This is a genomic window from Myxococcus sp. AM009 (assembly GCF_013372605.1).
Lineage (GTDB): Bacteria > Myxococcota > Myxococcia > Myxococcales > Myxococcaceae > Myxococcus > Myxococcus vastator.
This window is the reverse complement of record NZ_JABXEP010000103.1, coordinates 1-17,044: the sequence shown is the minus strand read 5'-3', so window position 1 is coordinate 17,044 and position 17,044 is coordinate 1. Positions and strand designations below refer to the sequence as shown.

The window sequence follows — 17,044 nt, the reverse complement described above, 5'->3', positions numbered from 1 at the left end:
AGGAACAACTCATGAAGAACGCTCTTGTTTCGTTCGCTGTCCTTTTCCTGGTGGGCTGTGGCGCGGCGGATTTGACGGAGACCGAGGTGGCGCAGGTCGACCAGGCCGTCTCCAATGTGCCGAACACGTGCTTTGGCGCTTCCGGGAGCAACTGCTCCGGGCCCCCGGGCGGCTTCTGCACCAACTCCACCACGACGGCCGGCTGGGTGAGCTGTCTCGTCACGGTGGGCTCGCAGATGCATGATACGTGCTGCATGCAGTACCCGGGCGGCGAGAGCTGCAATGGCTCGCCGACGGCGCAGTTCTGCACGCCCCCGGCGAACTCGGGCTACGGGACGCCCTACCGGTGCTGCAAGGCCGAGTGGGACCACGCCGTGGGGGACATGGCGGCGGGCCGCTACTGGTCCTGGGGCTTCAAGGAGAGCGTGGTGGCGCCCCCGGGCTACCGCATGGCCAACACCGCCGTGCGCAACGGCCAGGTGACGGCGTTCCCCACGGCCAACTCCATCAAGGCGAAGTCCGGCACGAGGCTCTGGAGGCCGGACGCGGAGATGGGCTGGTGCGCCAATGGCATCCGCAGCGCGGGGCTGACCGACGCCATCTGCAACTGAGCGTCCAATCCCCGCGTCGGACGCGGCGCTGGGGCGGCCCCTTGACGGGCCGCCCCGGTGTCGCCGCGGGCGCTCACTCCTCCGCCGCCGGGAGGAGGCGCTCGAGACTCAGGTCCAACTGGCTTCGGATGAGCCGGTTCAGGCTCTCCAACTCGCCAGCGGACAGCGGGAGCCGCTCCAGCAGCAGCCTCCGCGTCCGGTCCGCCAGCGCCTCGCACACCTGCCGGAGCCGGCGGAACATCGTCACTCGGTGCGTGCCGTGGAGCGCCGCGAGCCGCGGCGTGGGCAGCCCGTCGATGAAGTGCCAGCGCAGCAGGTTGCGCTCCTCGGGTGCCAGCGACGCCAGCGCATCCTCGAAGGCGCGCTTGAACGCCTCCTGATACTCGCGCCGGACCTGCCGCAGCTCCACGTCCTCCGCGACCGCGGGGAACGCCTCGAAGAACGCCTCCTCCACCTCGACCTCCGGCACGTGCTTGCGCAGCACCTCCAGCCCCTCGCGCGTCGCCACCGCCCGCACCCACCGCCGCAGGTCCCCGCGCCCCTCGTAGGTGCCGATACGCGGCGCGACCCCGCCCCCGGCCACGAGCAGCTTGTGCTGGAGCTGCTGCAGCAGCTCCTCCCGCTGGGAAGGAGGCAGCCGCAGGCGCACCAGGGACACCTCCATCTCGGGCACGCAGTGCTGCTCGAAGCGCCGCAGCGCCGCCGTGTCTCCTCGGCTGCATGCGAACGCCAGGTAGAGGTCGGCGCCCCTCGCGCCGTCCACGCCCGGGGCGCCGCGCTCCAGCGCCGGCAGCCGCTCCACCAGCCACGCCAGGAAGGCCCCAGGCGCCACGCGGAAGCCGGGCCAGACCTCCAGCGCCGCGCCAAGCAGCTCCACCAGTCGCGACTCCCCACCCGCCAGCGCCTCACGCCGGGCCGGGTCCAGCCGCGCCAGGAAGGCCTTCACTTCCTGCTCCGCTTCCACGGGACCCCCAGTTTACATCCGCGTCACACCCCACCATGCTATCAACGGCTACCTTGAATTGATTGTCATTCCATTCCATGCCCTCACGGTCTGATTCCCTGGGTGCGCCGCCGGTGGTGTCGGATCCCGGCTGCTTGACGCCGGATGCCGTGATTGAGTTCGTGGAAGGACGCTGTCCTCCGGAGCAGGTCGGAGCCGTCGGACGGCACGTGGATGGCTGCTCCTTGTGCCGCAGGCTGCTGGCGGCGCTGGCCCTGGACGAGGACCTCGCGCCGCCGGTGCCCGCCAGGGAGCCCGCTGGCGTCACCGAGCCACGGGCCTCGGCCGAGGAGCGGCTGCTGGAGGCGCGGCTGGAGCGGGGACGCTCGGTGGGCCGGTACCTGCTGCTGAACCGGCTGGGCGTGGGGGGCATGGGGGTGGTGTACAGCGCGTATGACCCGGAGCTGGACCGCAAGGTGGCGCTGAAGCTGCTGCGCGTGGGCACGGCGCACACGCGGGAGAGCCAGGCGCGCCTGCTGCGCGAGGCCCAGGCGATGGCGCGGCTCCAGCATCCCCACGTGCTGGCCGTCTTCGACGCGGGCACCTTCGGCGACGAGGTCTTCATCGCCATGGAGCTGGTGGAGGGCAGCACCCTCACCCGGTGGCTGGGGACCGAGCGTCGCGCCTGGCGCGAGGTGCTCGCGGTGTTCCTCGACGCGGGCCGGGGACTGGCCGCGGCGCATGTCGCGGGGCTCGTCCACCGGGACTTCAAGCCAGACAACATCCTCATGAGCAGGGACGGGCGCGCGCGCGTCACCGACTTCGGCCTCGCCACGGCGTTCGGCGCCGGGGAGGCCGCCGCTCTGCCCGCCAGCGGCCTCGCCGCGAGCAGCGGCGAGCCGCGGCTCACGCGCACCGGCACGATGCTGGGCACGCCGGCCTACATGGCGCCGGAGCAGCTTGCCGGCGGCGCGGTGGATGCCCGGACGGACCAGTTCAGCTTCTGCGTGTCGCTGTACGAGGCGCTCCACGGCGAGCGCCCCTTCGCCGGGGAGACGTGGGAGGCGCTGCGCGGCAACGTGCTCGACCACAAGGTGCGTCCGCCTCCGAGGGGCGCGCGGGTCCCCCCGTGGCTGCGCCGGGTGCTGCTGCGCGGCCTGAGCCCCCGACCCGAGGCGCGCTTTGCCTCCATGGAGGTGTTGCTGACCGAGCTTCGGCGCGCGCCCCAGGCCATCCTGCGGCGACGGGTGGCGGTGGCCGTGCTGCTGGCGGTGGTGGGCGTGGGGGGCCTGGTGCTCCGGGAGCTGCGGCAGCGGCGAGCGCGGTGCCAGGGCGTGGCCGCGCGCCTGGAGGGCGTCTGGGACGAGGCCCGCCGCCAGCGCGTCTCCGAGACCTTCCTCGCCACCGGGCAGCCCTACGCCCGGGACGCGTGGCACATGGTGGAGCGCGCCCTGGACGACTACTCGGCGCGCTGGGCGCGCGACTGGACGGAGGCGTGCGAGGCCACGTGGGTGGCGCGGCGGCAGCCGGAGGAGGCGCTGCGGCGCCAGCACCAGTGCCTGGAGTGGAGCCGGGGCAAGGTGCAGGCCGTCACGGAGCTGCTGGCCCAAGCCTCGGCGGCCGAGGTGCGCGAGGCCGCCAACCTCATGGCGACCCTGCCCGACTTGAACGCGTGCGCCGGGCAGGCCCCTGGGCCCTCCGCGACGCCGCCGGCCGGGACACCGGAGTCCTCGCCGGAGAAGGACGCGCTGCGGCTCCGGCTGGCGCGCGTGGAGGCGCTCCAGGCGGCGCGCCGGGAGCGAGAGGGGCTGGAGCTGGCCCAGGCGGTGTACACCCGCGCGCGCGCGCTGAAGGATGGCCCGCTCGAGGCGGAGACCCTCCTCCGGCAGGGGCAGCTCCGGCAGGCGCTCCAGGAGAACCCGGAGGCGGAGCGGCTGCTGACGGAGGCGGTGCTCACCGCCGAGGCGCTGGGGCTGGATGAGCTCAAGGCCCGCGCGCAGCTCGAGCTGGTGTGGCTGTACGGCGTGAACCTGCACCAGGTCGGGCCGGCCGTGGCCTGGAGCCGCCAAGCGCAGGCCTCCATCCACCGGCTGGGCGGCGCGCTCCGGCTCCAGTACCCGCTGCACCTCCACCTGGGAGGGGCGCTGTTCGACGCGGGCCGGTACGCGGAGGCGGCCGAGCACTTCGAGGAGGCGCGGCGGCAGGCGGCGGCGGTGCTGGGAGAGGACCACCCGAGGCTGGCGGGTATCTGGGCGAACGCCGGCATGGGGCTGAGCGCCCTGGGGCGCTACGAGGAAGCCACCGTCGCGGTCCGGCACGCCCTGGCCCTGGCCGTGAAGTGGCTGGGGCCGCGCCACCCCCGCGTGGCCCACATCCAGACGAACCTGGTGCAGCTGCTGCTGTACCAGCACCGGGAGGACGAGGCGCTCCCCGTCTCCCAGGAGGCGGTGGCCATCTACTCCTCCCTGGACGAGGAGCCGCCGGGCGCCGCGCGCTCCTGGTTGTTCCTGGGCCACATCCACCTCGAGCGCGGGGAGCACGCGCCGTCACGGCGGGCGCTGGAGCGCGCCCTGGCCATTGCCCGGAGGGTGTACGGACCGGAGGCACCGGAGCTGGCGGATGCGCTCACGGGGCTCGGCGAGCTGCTGTCGGCGGAGGGCCGGCACGAGGAGGCGCTGGCCTCCATGCGGCGGGCGCTCGAGCTCCAGCAGCAGGCGCTGGGGCCCTCGCACCTCGCGCTGGCGGAGACGCTCGTGCGGATGGGCCAGGTGCAGCTCGCGCTGCGCCACACCTCGCGGGCCACCGCCAGCTTCGAGCGCGTCCTGCGACTCCAGGAGGTTGAACAGAACGAGCCCATTGTCGCGGAGGCGCGGCTGGCCCTGGCCCGGCTGATGGAGCGGCGTGTGGACCAGCGCGCGCAGGCGTTGGAGCATGCGCGGCGCGCGCTGGCGTTCTACACGCGTCACCCCTGGGACGCCGCGGAGAAGGCCGAGCTGGAGGCCTTGCTGGGCCGGCTCACCTCCGGGGAGGACTCGCGGAGGAGGTAGGGGCGAGCGCGCGCCAGGTGGCGCGAGGGCGGCTACCAGCCGCAGTGGATGTGGTCGAAGTGGCCGGCCGGGTCATTGCTGGGGCCGAACACCTCGATGGCGCCCAGGGCGCGGCACGCGTCCATGAAGCCGCGCGCCGCCGCGCTGTCCCCGTAGATGCGCACGCCGTTCACCTCGTCCACGTCGAAGGCGCGCCCCTGGAAATGCAGCGAGCCGTAGCCATGGTCCGCGCCGGCGATGGCCGTGACGAAGTAGCTGTAATTGCGGCTGGTGATGAGGTTCTTCATGCCATTGAGCAGGTTGTTGGTGAGGAAGACGGTGGTGCAAGGCGCGTTGCCGTAGCAGCTCGTCTTCGACGCCCGGCCGGCGGCCGCGTCCTGGATGTTGGTGAGCGGGTCCGCGCCGTCGAAGCGGCCGAACGTCTGGTTCCACAGGGTGATGGTGCCGGCGTTGTGGGAGCTGAGGATGCTCTGCGCGGTGGCGCTGCTGCTGGTGCCACAGCGCGTCGCCTGCGCCACCAGGGCGTTCCAGGTGTTCAACCCCACGATGCCGTCCACGGGGCTCAGGCACTTCTTCGTCTGGAAGTCGCGCACCGCCGTGTTCGTGCTCGTGGCGAAGACGCCGTCCACGGTGACGGCGGTGTAGCTGTAGCGGCTGCGCAGCTGGTCCTGCACCGCGCGCACCGCGTTGTTCGAGCTGCCCTGGGACACGGGGACGACGAGCGCCTCCCAGGTGGCGGGGCCGATGATGCCGTCGGCCAGGAGGCCCTTGGACTGCTGGAAGGCCCGCGCCGCCGAGTAGGTCGCGCTGTCGAACGCGCCGTTGACGCTCAGCGTCCGGCCGTTGTGCCGCAGCAGATACTGGGCCGTCACCACGTCACGGCCGCTGTTGCCCTGGCGGAGCACCGGCCAGGACAGCCCCGACACCGCCTGCTCCACCTCGCCGACCGGCGTGTCCGTCAGCCCGTCCACCGGCAGGTCACCGGCGTCCTCGCCCTCGCCACAGCCCGCCGCCAGCGTCGCCGCCAACAGCCCGACAACGAGTCCCCTGCCAGAAGACATCCGTCCCCGCATCATCGTTCGCATCACGCGCTCCATTGGAATTCCGGGCCGGGGCCTACTGCTGCTTCAGCGCGTCACCCGGCACGAGGATGACGACGCTCTGGGCCGAGCCGTAGATGAGGGGGCCGTTGGATTGGTAGTTGAACGTCTCCCGGCCGCCGTCGCGGACGATGCCCATGTCGAAGCCGCGCGAGCCCTCGCTGTTGTCGTTCCACGAGTCGTGGCGCGTCTGGAAGATGATGGCGCCGCTCGGAACCTGGCCCGCCAGGGCGAGCTCCTCGTACGCGTCCGCGGAGATGACGTTGGCCTGGATGGTGCCGTAGGCCGGGCTGTGGATGGTCTGCACCTCCGAGCCGGGAAGCGGCAGCGACTTCCACCCGAAGTCGCGCACCAGCTGCACCATGCCGCCGCGAGGGTTGTTGCCCGTGTCCTCGCCCGTGGCCAGGGGCTGCGGCACGCCCAGCCGCTCCATGTTCACCAGCGTGGAGGCCACGCACGTGAAGTCGCCCTGGCCGGTGAGGGCGCCGGTGGCCAGCTTGCGCAGCGTCGCGTTCTCGGTGTCCACCCTGAAGTTGCCCATCACGACGCCCGAGGCGAGCGACTTCGCGTGCTCCTGGACCTTCCTCAGCGTGAAGGCGCCAGCCACGTCCAGGGGGCCCCCCAGCTTCAGGTGCTCCTTGGCCGCCTTCAGCGCCGCCACGCCGTCCGGGCCCATCTGGTCGTTGACGACGCCCTTGTAGAAGCCCGCGTCCTTCAGGGCCTGCTTGAGCTGCGTCACCTCGGGCCCCCGGGAGCCCGGCCTCACCTCGAAGCTGGCGCTGGGGGCGCCACCGGAGATGTTGCCGAGCGTCGCCGGGTTGAGCGTGGCGGTCGCGCCACCGATGAGACGGGCCGCCGTCCGCGGGCCATGGACTCCATCCGCCTGGAGGCCGGAGCGCGCCTGGAACTGCTTCACCGCGGCCTCGGTGAGGGGGCCGAAGTCGCCGTCCACCGCCAGCGGAGGCTGGGCGCCGGCCTTGTTGAGCGCCTGCTGGAGCTGCGACACCTCCGGGCCCCGGGCGCCCGTGGCCAGCAGCGCCACCGCGCCGGCGGCGGCCGGCGGCGGCGTGGCCACCGGGGCCTGGGAGGTGGGCGCGGGCGTGTAGCCGGACTCGCCGGTGGGCGCGGTGCCCGTGGTGGACGCGCCCCGGGCGTTGAGCACCTTGACGATTTCGTCCATGCGCCGGCCCTGGTCGGCCCGCACCTCGTCCAGCGTGGTGGCGCCGTTCCTGTCCAGGTCCAGCCCCGGCGCTTCGATGCCTCCGTCGGTGTTCTGGTACGAGCGGACGCGCGCCTCGATGAGGTTGTCCTTGGTGATGCCGTTCCGCGCCAGCCAGTCGAACTGGCCGATGAGGCCCTGGCCCGTGGAGCTGTCACTCCAGCCGAGCCCCGCGGCCTCGCTCTGGTTGAAGCTGTCGAAGAAGGCCGACGCCAGCAGCGGGTTGTTCGGGTCCAACCCCGCCTCGCGCGCCGCCGCCTCGTACCGGGGCAGGATGGAGCGGAAGTTGGCCAGCTGTTTGGCGTCCGCGTCCTCGGGGGAGCTGGCGGGGCCGCGCTGGTAGGAGAAGGTGCCGGTGTTGTGGGCGGCGTTGCCCGGGTCCACGTGGCCCCCGTAGGCGGACGTCGTCCCGCCGTCGACGGTGCGCGTCCCCTCCGCGTTGCCAATGGCCACCGACAGGGTGCTGTCGGGGCTGGCCAGCTCCCGGGCGAAGTCGAAGCCGCCGCGGCGCTTCGCGTACTCCTCCAGCTTCTGGAGGGTGAACTCACCGGCGACGTCCGGGGGGCCCCCCAGCTTGAGCGCGGCCTTGGCGGCCTTGAGCGCGTCCACGCCCTGGGCGCCCATCTGGTCATTCACCACGCCGTCGTAGAAGCCCCCGTCCTTCAGCGCCTGCTTGAGGCGCTGCACCTGCGGCCCCGAGGAGCCGGGCCGCACCTCGTTGGAGTTGGAGGAACTGGCCGGCGTGCGGGCCACCGGAGAGGGACTTCCTGCGCGGGTGACGGACATGGGGAACCTGGGGGTAATGGGGAAGACCTGTGCGTCTGCCCAGGAGGACGCACCCCGGGATTTTCGGTTGCATTCCCGCGCGCCCGTCCCGCGTCCGTTACTCGGGCGGGAGCAGGCGCTCCAGGCTGATGTCCAGGTGGCTGCGGATGAGCCGGTTGAGGCTGGCCAGCTCCAACTCGGACACCGGCAGCCGCTCCAGGAGCAGCTTCCGCGTCCGCTCCACCAGCGCCTCGCACGTCTGACGCAGCCGGCGGAACATCGACACCCGGTGGAGGCCATGAAGCGCCGCCAGCTGGGGCGTGCTGAGCCCGTCAATGAAGTGCCGCCGCAGGAGGTTGCGCTCCCCGGGCTCCAGCGACGCCAGCGCCTCCTCGAAGGCGCGCTTGAACTCCGCCTGGTACTCTCGCCGGGCCTGTTGCAGCTCCACGTCCTCCGCGGCCGCCGGGAAGGTGTCGAAGAGCTCCTCGTCCACGCCCACCTCCGGCGTGGACTTGCGCAGCAGCATCAGCCCCTCGCGCGTCGCCACCGCCCGCACCCAGTGCCGCAGCGCCCCCCTTCCCCCATACAGACCGATGCGCGGCGCGGCCCCGTCCTCGGACACCAGCAGCTTCTGCCGCAGCTCCTGCCGCAGCTCGTCCCGCTGCGTGTGGGAGAGGCGCAGGCGCACCAGGGCGGCCTCGAGCTCGGGCACGTAGTGCTGCTCGAAGCACCTCAGCGCCACCGTGTCCCCCCGGGTACAGGCGAAGACCAGGTAGAGGTCCGCCACCCTCGGCGCCTCCGCGTCCGGGCCCGCCGCCGGCAGCCGCGCCACCAGCCAGCGCAGGAAGTCCTCGGGGGCCACGGCCAGGCCAGGCCAGGCCCGCAGCGCCTCCTCCAGCAGCCCCGCCAGCCGCGGCTCCCAGCCCGCGAGCCGCGAACGCCCCGCCGCGTCGAGCCCCGCCAGGAAGGCCGCTGTCACCCCCTGCTCTGTGCCCACTCAGCACCTCCCATTTCCGGCAGGATGCCCGCGTCCCATTTTTACATGAAGACCTGCCTTCCCTAGAATCTTCGCCATGGCCTCCGCGCCCCCCTCCGACGGCTCTGGTCCCCCGGGGTCCGGGCCGGACTGCCTGGACGACAACACGGCCATCGAGTTCGTGGAGGGGCTCTGCACGCCCCCGCGGGTGGCGGCCATCGAGCGCCATGTGGATGGGTGCGTCCCGTGCCGCCAGCTGCTGTCCGAGCTGGCCCGGGACAGCGGCTTCGCCGCTCCGGCCGGGCCCTCCAGCGCCTCCGCTGGCCCCCTGGCCTCCTCCGAGGAGCGGCTGGTGGAGTCGCGGCTGGAGCGAGGACGCCCGGTGGGGCGCTACCTGCTGCTGGACAGGCTGGGCGTGGGGGGCATGGGGGTGGTGTACAGCGCGTATGACCCGGAGCTGGACCGCAAGGTGGCGCTGAAGCTGCTGCGCGTGGGCACGGCGCACACGCGGGAGGGCCAGGCCCGCCTGCTGCGCGAGGCCCAGGCCATGGCCCGGCTCCAGCACCCCCACGTGCTGGCCGTCTTCGACGCGGGCACCTTCGGCGACGAGGTCTTCATCGCCATGGAGCTCGTGGAGGGCAGCACCCTCACGCAGTGGCTGAGGGCCGGGCGGCGCTCCTGGCGGCAGGTGCTGGAGATGTTCCTCGGCGCCGGGCGCGGGCTGGCCGCCGCCCATGCCGCGGGCCTGGTCCACCGGGACTTCAAGCCGGACAACGTCCTCATCCGCGGGGACGGGCGCGTGTGCGTCACCGACTTCGGCCTCGCCCGGGCGCCGGGTGTCACCGAGCTCGCCGCACAGCCCGCCAGGGGCCTGGGGGTGAAGGACGGGGACCGGCTGACGCGCACCGGCGCGCTGCTGGGCACCCCGGCCTATATGGCCCCGGAGCAGGTGCTCGGCGGCGCGGTGGAGCCCCGGACGGACCAGTTCAGCTTCTGCGTGGCGCTGTACGAGGCGCTCCACGGAGAGCGGCCCTTCGCCGGTGAGACGTGGGAGGCGCTGCGCGAGAGCCTCCTGGGCCACGAGGTGCGCGCCGCGCCCCGGGGGGTGAGCGTCCCGCGCTGGCTGCGCGGGGTGGTGCTGCGCGGCCTGAGCCGTGAGCCGGGCGCGCGCTTCCCCTCCATGGAAGCGCTGCTGGCGGAGCTGGAGCGGGGACCGCTGGCCGTGCGGCGGCGGCGGGTGGCGGCGGCGGCGCTGCTGCTGCTGCTGGGCGGCGGCGCCATGGGCTACCAGGACCTCCATCAGCGGCGCGAGCGGTGCCAGGACGCGGGCACGCGGTTCGCCAGCATCTGGGACGCGGAGCGCAAGCGGACCCTCTCCGGCGTCTTCCTGGCCACGAAGCAGCCCTACGCGCAGGACGCCTGGGCCATGGTGGAGCGCACGCTGGACGACTACACCGCGCGCTGGAGCCGTGAGTGGACGGAGGCGTGCGAGGCCACCTGGGTGGAGCGGCGTCAGCCGGAGGAGGTGCTACGCCACCGCAGCCAGTGCCTGGACTGGCGCCGGGACAAGGTGCGGGCCCTCACGGACCTGCTCGTCCAGGCCTCCGCCACCGAGGTGCGCGAGGCCGCGAGCCTGATGGGGACGCTGCCTGACCTCGCGGCCTGCACCGCCCAGGGGGTGCGGGCGGCCCACGCGTTGGCGACGCCGACGCCGGTGGCCTCCCCGGAGAAGGAGCTGCTCCGCACGCGGCTCGCGCGCATCGAGGCGCTCCATGCGGCCCGGAGGGAGCGGGAGGGAGTGGAGCAGGCCCGGGAGGTCCACGCCCGCGCGCGCGAGCTGGGCGAGCGCGGGCTCGAGGCCGAGGGCCTCTTCTGGCAGGGGCTGATGCACCAGGGGCTCCATGAGGACGCGGAGGCGGAGCGGCTGCTGAAGCAGGCGGCGCTCGCGGCCGAGGCGCTCGGGCTGGACGAGCTGAAGGCCCGCGCGCACATCGAGCTGGTGTGGGTGTACGGCGTCAACCTCCACCAGCTCGAGCCCGCCCTGGAGTGGGGCCAGCAGGCGCAGGCGACCCTGGAGCGGCTGGGGGGCGCCCCCAACCTCCAGTACCACCTGCACCGGAGCCTCGGCGGGGCGCTGTTCAACCACGGCAAGTACGCGGAGGCCACCGAGCACTTCCTGCAGGCCCGCCAGCAGGCGAGCGCGGCGCTGGGCGAGGACCACCCGCGGATGGCGGGCATGTGGGCCAACAGCGGCATGGGGCTGAGCACCCTGGGCCGCTACGAAGAGGCGACAGACGCGGTCCGCCATGCGCTGGAGCTCGGGGTGAAGTGGCTGGGGCCCCGCCATCCCCGGGTGGCGCACATCCAGATAAACTTGGTGATGTTGCTGCTCCAGCGGCAGCGGCCGGACGAGGCGCTCCCGCTGGCGCTCGAGGCGGTGCGGACCTACGAGGCCTCGGGCCAGGAGAGCCCCGGCGAGACGCGCGCGCGGATGTTCCTGGGCCACATCCACCTGCGGCGAAAGGAGTATGCGCAGGCCCGCGAGGCGCTGGAGCACGGCCTGGCCGTCGGAGAGCGGGTGTTCGGCCCCACCGCGCCGGACCTCGCCGACACGCTCACCGGCCTCGCGCGGGTCCTCGCGGCCCAGGGCCGCAACGCCGAGGCGCTGGTTCCCATCCAGCGGGCCCTGGCGCATCAGGTCCAGGGGCTCGGGCCGAAGCACTTCATGCTGGGGGACACGCTGCTGCAGCAGGGCAGGGCCCAGCTGGCGTTGGGCCGCACCGCCCAGGCCCTGGAGAGCTTCGAGCGGGTGCTGCGGCTCCAGGGCATCGAGCAGAACGAGCCCGTCGTCGCCGAGACGCGCCTCGCCCTGGCCCGGGTGCTGGAAGCGCGCCCGGGGCAGCGCGAGCGGGCGCGCGAACTGGCGCGGCAGGCCCTGGACTTCTACGTGCGCCGCCCCTGGGACGTGGCGGAGAAGACGGAGCTGGAGGCCCTGCTGGCCCGGCTGGCGGCGCCCGCTCCGAAGTGAAGCCAGGCGCCCGGCCGCGGTGGCCTACGGAGGGGGCAACGGCTGCCAGTTCGGTCGGGCCAGACGAAGGCGTCACCGCGGCCACCGTGGACTCCACCAACGCCACCAGGTCCACCTTTCGCTGGCGCTGAAACGCACCCAACCGCCGCGCCGCCTCCAGGATGTCTTCGGCCGACACCAGCGCGCGCAGTCCCGCAGCCACCTTCGTCCTCGGAGTGCTCGTCCTCATGCCGGAAGAAAGTTCCTGGCCACCCTGTTTCGGCGGACCTGCAGGCTCGGCTGCACTCAAGCCCTTGATTCTGCGCCGCTTTCTCCATCACGTTAATCAGACGTGGATGCCTCTGCGTCAGGGGCCCGAGGGGTGGACGCGGGCCGCTGTTCAAGCGGATGAGACTGTAGCCCGCGGCGCGGCCCCGCTTGCCCGGGCGCGACTGGAGAAACTCCGGCGGAGCACCTCCGTGAGGGGCACGCCGCACGCGCGCAGGAGCGACAGCAGCGCCGTCACCGCCCACGGGGACGGCGTCACGAAGTAGCGCTGGGGCGTCCCCCCGGGGAACGCGTCCTTCATCTCGCGGAGGCGGGCAAGGTAGTCGACGCCCGCGAGTCGGCGCTCCAGCCACTGCACCTGGCGCGAGAGCCCCGGTGAGCAGCCGCCGGTGTCCACGCCGTACAGCGGGCAGAACCCCAGCGAGAGCTGGCTGACGCCCTCCACCCGCAGGCGGGAGGCGAGCGTGGCGACGGCCGCGTAGTACACGCCCCACAGCCGCGTCGGCTCGAAGCGGATGAGGTTGAGCAGGTAGCCCTGGACGCGGCCCTCGTGGAAGTACGGGTCCAGCACCGCGTAGCCGAACACGCGCGCGTCGGCGCCCTGGCGCAGGAGGAACATCCGCGCGAGCCCGTCGCCGTCGAGCGTGAGCGGGCGGTTGAGGAAGCGCATCTCCACTGGCACCGAGCTGCGGCGCAGGTAGGCGCGGGTGATGGCCTCCACTCGGGCGCGCTCCTCGTCGCCCAGCGCCGAGGGCTGGACCTCCCGCACCTCGAAGCCGCCGCGCGCCGCCTTCCGGAGCGCGGCCTCCACCTTCGCGGCTCGCGCGGACTCCGGCGCGTCGAGCGCGAGCACCTTGTCCATGCCCATGCCGCTGACGCGGTAGCGAGGCCCTCCGAGCCCGGCGGCGAGCATCGCGACGTCCCGCTGCACATAGAAGAAGAGAGGGCGCCTGCCCGTCCGGAGGAAGCGCTGGAGCAGCTCCGCCCGGTCACCCGCCGCGCACACCGGAGGGCCGAGCGTCAGGTCGAACCCGAAGGCCCGCTGGTAGGGCACGTAGCCGAAGGAGGTCTCGAAGTAGGAGAGGCCCGGCTGGAGCGTCGAGTAGGAAATCGGGTCCGCGCCGTGCGCTCGCACCAGGTCGTGCTTCACGCCGCCCACGATACCGGGCCGCTGGCCGGGGGGCGAGATGCGGGCCCGGCGTGGCATAGTCGCGAGCATGAGGGAGCGCGGCACATGACGCACGGCTGGGCGGGACCTTCCCTGGAGCGACTCTGCGAGTTGGCAAGGCGCGACCAGTGGCGGCTCGAGGACCTCGGCTGGAGCACCGTGGACGTGTCGGCACTGCCGGAGTCCTTCCGCCAGACGGCGGCCGAGGCCTTCGTGCAGCTCCAGTGCGGTGAGCAGACCGCGCTCTTCGCCGCGACGCGCCTGCGGGAGTGGCTCCCCGAGGGCTCCGCGCGCGCCTTCCTCGTCACCCAGCAGACGGACGAGGCCCGCCACGTGGCCTTCTTCGAGCGCGTCGTCGGGCTCTTCGGGTGCGAGGGGCGCGTGCGGCCCTCCGTCGCGCGGCTGATGCGGGAGGTGCGCGAGGCGGACACGCCCGAGGCGCTGCTGCTCGGCATGCAGGTGCTCATCGAGGGCGTGGCGCACTCCCTGTTCCAGGAGGCGGTGAGGCTCGTGGAGACGCTGGACGACGGGGAGGGGCTCGACAGCTCGATTCGGGCGCTGAAGACGCTGGTGGCCGAGGCCCTGCCCCGGCTGGCGCGGGACGAGAGCCGCCACATCGCCTTCGGCCTGCACTCGCTCCGCCAGCGCATCCCCCGGCTGGACGGCGCGGCGCGCCTGCGGTTGGAGGAGAAGGTGGCCCTGTGGGGCGAGTGGCTCCTGGAGCAGGTGCGCGACCCGGACCTCATCGTGGGCATCGGTATGGATGGGGGCGCCGTGTGCGAGCGACTCCTCGAGGACCTCAACCTGCGCATCGCCCAGGTCGGACTCCACACGCGGCTGGCTCCACTGAAGGCGGCGTGATGCGCACCGCGCGCGCCATTGACGAGCGGATGGGCTTCTTCGTGAAGCACGGCCACCTGGACCGGTTGCCGTCCCCGTGGCAGGTCCGCGTGGGCGGGCTCGCCATGCTCCCCGTCACGCTGAGCGAGAGCGAGCGGGAGCGCCAGCGCAGCCGGAGCACCTGGATGGGACAGGTGCCCATCCGCGTGCCGCTCCAGGTGCTCTACAACCCGCGCCAGCTCCTCGCCGACTCCGGGCTCACCCAGCGCCCGGAGAGCATCGTCCGGCACATGGTCAGCGTGTACCACGAGGACGCGTTCCTCGGTTACGACCTGCAGCTCCTGCAGTCCCACCCGGGCGGCCTGGCGCTGCTGCGCGAGGAGGCGTCCAAGGTCGTCGACGGCCGCACGCGCTGGGCGCCCTACCTGCGCGGACTGGTGGCGTGGCCGGGCTACCACGCGCGGCTGGTGGCGCTGGCCGAGGCCGCCGAGCGCTTCGAGTACCCGGACGCGCTGAACGTGGACCCACGCTTCGCCACGCTCGTCGGCTTCGCGCGGTTCTGCGGCGCCATGCCGGACTGGCCGGAGCGCGGCTTCTACGGCTTCGACCTCGACAAGCTGGTGCGGCGATGGCGGTAGCGCCCGGCGCGCTCGCGGCGGTGGACCCCGACTTCCAGCGGCGTCACATCGGCTGGCTGACGCGGGCGCTCCACGCGTGGTTCCGCGTGGACGTCCAGGGAATGGAGCACCTGCCGTCCGGGCCCTTCCTGGGCGTGGGCAATCACAGCGGCGCGGCGATGGTTCCGGACACGCTGGTGTGGCTGGGCACGTACCACACGTCCGGCCGCCAGCCTCCGCTGGTGACGCTGGCCCATGACGCCATGTTCGACGTGTACCCGCGTCCGCTCGCGCGCTCGCTGGCGAAGCTGGGCGCGGTGAGGGCCCGGACGGACCTCGCGCGGGAGGCGCTCCGCCAAGGCTACGCCGTGCAGGTGTATCCGGGCGGAGATTACGACGCGTGCCGGAGCTTCTCGCGCAGGAACGAGGTCGTCTTCGCGGGCCGCAAGGGCTACGTGGCGCTGGCGCGCGAGGCCGGGGTGCCCATTGTCCCCGTGGTCTGCGTGGGCGGGCACGAGGCGCTCGTCGTCCTCTGGGACGGGGCCTCGCTGGCGCGGAGGCTGGGGTTCGACCGGCGCTTCCGGCTGAAGACGTTCCCCCTGTCCCTGAGCCTCCCCTGGGGGCTGTGGCTGGGGCCGCTGCCGGGCTACGTGCCGCTGCCAGCGAGAATCAGCGTGCGGGTGCTGCCGCCCCTCTCCCCCGACGACGGGGACGTGGACGCGGTGGACGCGCGCGTGCGGACCTCCATGCAGTGCGCCGTTGATGAGCTGGCGAAAGGGCGACGTCTCCCATGGCTCTGAAGAAGGTCTCCAGGTTCGGCGAGGCGCTGGAGGTGAGCACCGCCACCGAGCCGGAGCTCGGCGCCCGGCTGGAGCGGCTCTGGGCCCAGGAGCCGCTGCTGCGGCCCCGGCCGGAGCTGCACGACTACCAGCTCACATACCCTCCCGCCGTGCAGTTGGAGAAGCGCCCCGGCTACCAACGCGCGCCCACGGACGCGGAGTACCTGCGCGACGCGGTGGGCCCGTTCTCCGCGGGCGGGTACTACTTCCACTTCGGCTTCTGCAAGTACCGCTGCCGGTACTGCTTCCACTACGAGCTGCTGACGAAGCACACCGAAGACTTGATGTCGCGATACGTGAACGCGCTGGCGCTGGAGATGCGCCGCGTCCGGGAGCTGACGCCGCGCCTCAAGCGCGCGCTGTACTTCCTGGGCGGCGGCACGCCCACCGCCCTGCCCTTGCACCTGCTGGAGCGGTTCCTGGAGCGGCTGCTGTTCCACTTCGGCCCGCCGATGACGTCGATGAGCACCGTGGAGGCGAAGCCGGTGACGGCCTCCGAGGAGAAGCTCCACGCGCTGGTGCGGGCGGGCTTCCGCCGCATCAACCTGGGCGTGCAGACGCTGGACCCGGAGCTGTACGCCTTCCACCACCAGAAGGAGGAGCTGCGCATCGCCTTCGAGGCGATTGAGCGCGCCCGGCGCGTGGGGTTCGAGTTCGTCAACATCGACATCATGACGGGCCTGGAGCGGCAGACACCCGAGTCGTGGCGGAAGACGCTCGCCGAACTGGAGCGGCTGGCCACGAGCGGCGCGGTGGACAGCGTCTTCATCTACCCGTACCACGATGACCCGCGCAGCGGGACGTACGGCAAGCCCGGCGCGGTGCCCTCGTGGGTGCGGACGGCGCACAGTGATGCGCAGGCGCGGGCGCTGTTCACCCGGCTCGGCTGGAAGGAGCTGGGGGCGCGCTTCTACCGCTCGCCCCGGCACGTGCGGCGCGAGCTGCTCGAGCTGGCGCGCGTGCGCGTCAACCCCGCGTACGGAGAGGTGCTGTACCACGGGCTCGGCAACTCCAGCTTCTCCATTGGAGACCGGGCCACGTTCCTCAACCACCGCGACGTGAATGACTACTGCACCGCGGTGGAGAAGGGCGGGCTGGGCATTGCGTACTGGCGGACGCTCGACGACGCGCAGCGGGCGACGCGGGACGTGACGTTCGACCTCCTCTACAGCCCCTTCACCCGGGTGCGCTCGCGCGCGAAGAAGTACGGCGCCCAGACGATGGCGCATCACCGTCAATTGCTGGCAAGGTGGACGGAGCTCGGGCTGGGCGAGGAGAACCGGCTGCTCGGCACCTTCAGCCTGACGCCGCTGGGCAAGCTCGTGCACCAACAGCTGATTCCCCAGCACTACCTGCCCGAGGACCGCCGCGAGCTGGCCGAGGCCATGGCGCTGCGCCAGCAGGCGGGCCGGAAGTACCGCGGGTACTGAGGAACACCCGGGGCCCACCTGGCAGGAGGGACGCTCAACCCCTGCCGCGCCGCGCGCTCCCGCCGATGCGCCGGCGGAGCATCCCCCATGCAGGGGCCTGTCAGCCCAGCAGGCGCCGCACCACATCCACCAGGTCCTGGCGCACCAGGTCGCCCTTGGTGATGTAGCCGTCCACCCCCGCCGCCAACCCCCGC

The 17,044-nt window shown here is 72.8% G+C and carries 12 protein-coding genes; 7 read left to right on the top strand and 5 right to left on the bottom strand.

From position 1 onward, the window contains the following. The first annotated feature begins 11 nt into the window (after positions 1–11). A complete protein-coding gene (locus HV824_RS23545) occupies positions 12–611 on the top strand; it encodes a hypothetical protein (protein ID WP_176420707.1) in 600 nt (199 codons plus the stop codon). A 73-nt stretch (positions 612–684) separates the two neighbouring features. Here HV824_RS23545 and HV824_RS23540 read toward each other — a convergent pair whose 3' ends face one another. Then, a complete protein-coding gene (locus HV824_RS23540) occupies positions 685–1,575 on the bottom strand; it encodes a hypothetical protein (RefSeq protein WP_176424272.1) in 891 nt (296 codons plus the stop codon). A 149-nt stretch (positions 1,576–1,724) separates the two neighbouring features. On the opposite strand from HV824_RS23540, the gene HV824_RS23535 reads away from it, so the two are divergent. Next, entirely contained in the window at positions 1,725–4,601 is a 2,877-nt protein-coding gene (locus HV824_RS23535) for a serine/threonine-protein kinase (RefSeq protein WP_176424271.1), read from the top strand. 32 nt (positions 4,602–4,633) lie between these two features. On the opposite strand, the gene HV824_RS23530 is transcribed toward HV824_RS23535, so the two are convergent. The 3 genes from HV824_RS23530 to HV824_RS23520 all read right to left on the bottom strand — a co-directional run bounded on the left by HV824_RS23530 (position 4,634) and on the right by HV824_RS23520 (position 8,682). Beyond that, complete coding sequence (locus HV824_RS23530; RefSeq protein WP_217917667.1) at positions 4,634–5,686, bottom strand: peptidoglycan-binding protein; 1,053 nt, start codon at positions 5,684–5,686, stop codon at positions 4,634–4,636. Positions 5,687–5,717: 31 nt separating this feature from the next. Further along, a complete protein-coding gene (locus HV824_RS38250) occupies positions 5,718–7,673 on the bottom strand; it encodes a peptidoglycan-binding protein (protein ID WP_368738096.1) in 1,956 nt (651 codons plus the stop codon). 130 nt (positions 7,674–7,803) lie between these two features. Next, the gene (locus HV824_RS23520) at positions 7,804–8,682 is read right to left on the bottom strand and encodes a sigma-70 family RNA polymerase sigma factor (RefSeq protein WP_176424270.1); all 879 of its coding nucleotides are present in this window, start codon (positions 8,680–8,682) and stop codon (positions 7,804–7,806) included. Between the two features lie 76 nt (positions 8,683–8,758). On the opposite strand from HV824_RS23520, the gene HV824_RS23515 reads away from it, so the two are divergent. Further along, positions 8,759–11,689, top strand: a complete 2,931-nt coding sequence (locus tag HV824_RS23515) for a serine/threonine-protein kinase (protein ID WP_176424269.1) — start codon at positions 8,759–8,761, stop codon at positions 11,687–11,689. Between the two features lie 379 nt (positions 11,690–12,068). On the opposite strand, the gene HV824_RS23510 is transcribed toward HV824_RS23515, so the two are convergent. Beyond that, a complete protein-coding gene (locus HV824_RS23510) occupies positions 12,069–13,175 on the bottom strand; it encodes a phosphatidylglycerol lysyltransferase domain-containing protein (protein WP_176424268.1) in 1,107 nt (368 codons plus the stop codon). Positions 13,176–13,190: 15 nt separating this feature from the next. Here HV824_RS23510 and HV824_RS23505 point away from each other — a divergent pair, with 15 nt between their 5' ends. Genes HV824_RS23505 through HV824_RS23490 form a run of 4 tightly spaced genes read left to right on the top strand, consistent with a single transcriptional unit; the run spans position 13,191 to position 16,850 of the window. Next, positions 13,191–13,985: a hypothetical protein gene (locus HV824_RS23505; RefSeq protein ID WP_176424267.1), complete on the top strand. Its 795-nt coding sequence runs from the start codon at positions 13,191–13,193 to the stop codon at positions 13,983–13,985. After that, positions 13,985–14,602 (top strand): hypothetical protein, encoded by a 618-nt coding sequence (locus HV824_RS23500; RefSeq protein WP_176424266.1) that lies wholly within the window; start codon positions 13,985–13,987, stop codon positions 14,600–14,602. The genes HV824_RS23505 and HV824_RS23500 overlap by 1 nt, the downstream gene beginning before the upstream one ends. Further along, positions 14,593–15,381 carry a 1-acyl-sn-glycerol-3-phosphate acyltransferase gene (locus tag HV824_RS23495; RefSeq protein ID WP_176424265.1) on the top strand — a complete coding sequence of 263 codons (789 nt, stop codon included), beginning with the start codon at positions 14,593–14,595 and terminating at the stop codon, positions 15,379–15,381. The genes HV824_RS23500 and HV824_RS23495 overlap by 10 nt, the downstream gene beginning before the upstream one ends. Continuing rightward, a complete protein-coding gene (locus HV824_RS23490; protein WP_176424264.1) occupies positions 15,372–16,850 on the top strand; it encodes a radical SAM protein in 1,479 nt (492 codons plus the stop codon). Before HV824_RS23495 ends, HV824_RS23490 begins: the two co-directional genes overlap by 10 nt. Positions 16,851–17,044: the final 194 nt, after the last annotated feature.

Coding starts and splice junctions, on each gene's coding strand:
- HV824_RS23500 (WP_176424266.1), top strand. CDS start 13,985: ATGCGCACCGCGCGCGCCATTGACGAGCGGATGGGCTTCTTCGTGAAG.
- HV824_RS23505 (WP_176424267.1), top strand. CDS start 13,191: ATGACGCACGGCTGGGCGGGACCTTCCCTGGAGCGACTCTGCGAGTTG.
- HV824_RS23495 (WP_176424265.1), top strand. CDS start 14,593: ATGGCGGTAGCGCCCGGCGCGCTCGCGGCGGTGGACCCCGACTTCCAG.
- HV824_RS23545 (WP_176420707.1), top strand. CDS start 12: ATGAAGAACGCTCTTGTTTCGTTCGCTGTCCTTTTCCTGGTGGGCTGT.
- HV824_RS23515 (WP_176424269.1), top strand. CDS start 8,759: ATGGCCTCCGCGCCCCCCTCCGACGGCTCTGGTCCCCCGGGGTCCGGG.
- HV824_RS23510 (WP_176424268.1), bottom strand. CDS start 13,175: ATGCTCGCGACTATGCCACGCCGGGCCCGCATCTCGCCCCCCGGCCAG.
- HV824_RS23490 (WP_176424264.1), top strand. CDS start 15,372: ATGGCTCTGAAGAAGGTCTCCAGGTTCGGCGAGGCGCTGGAGGTGAGC.
- HV824_RS23530 (WP_217917667.1), bottom strand. CDS start 5,686: ATGCGAACGATGATGCGGGGACGGATGTCTTCTGGCAGGGGACTCGTT.